Source organism: Allobosea sp. 05T439 (genome assembly GCF_056396005.1).
The window spans coordinates 1-541 of sequence record NZ_JBFTKP010000141.1 but is presented as its reverse complement, the minus strand read 5'-3'; the positions used below and the strand labels follow the sequence as shown (position 1 = coordinate 541).

Sequence of the window (541 nt, the reverse complement as noted above, 5' to 3'; positions counted from 1 at the left end):
CCGGTGTAGAAATTGGCGCCGGTGGTGGGGTCGCGGGTGGTCGCCGGGGAGAGATGGCTGACGGTGCCCGGCAGTTCCGGGGTCGAATTCTTGGCGAAGGCGGAGAAGCGCAGGCGGGCGGGCTGGCCCGGCCTGACCTGGTCGATATCGGTCGGCGCGATCCTGACCTCGACGGTGAGCTTGGCCTCGCCCGGTACGATGGTGGCGAGACGGGCRGCCGGGGTGATGACGCCGCCGACGGTGAAGACGGTCAACTCGTTGACGATGCCGGCGATCGGGGCGCGGATCTCGGAGCGCGAGAGCCGGTCCTCGCTGGCGAGCCGCCGGTCGCTGAGCTCGGAGACCTTGGCCTCGACCTGGCGCAGCTCGCGCTGGGCCTCGGTGCGGGCGGTCTCGTCGACGGCGATGATCTGGAGGCGGGCATCGCTGACGCGCAGCCGGGCGCGGGCGATCGAGGCTTCGATCTCGCCGCGCTCGCCGAGCAGGCGGGCCCATTCGCGGTTGATGTTGTAGACCTTCGTGCCGTCGATGAAGCCCTTCT

1 protein-coding gene is annotated in these 541 nt (G+C 70.6%); it reads right to left on the bottom strand.

What is annotated here, in order from left to right:
* Positions 1-541 (bottom strand): beta-barrel domain-containing protein (locus AC1DIO_RS35440; RefSeq protein WP_476854963.1); only part of this gene is annotated, 541 nt, incomplete at both ends.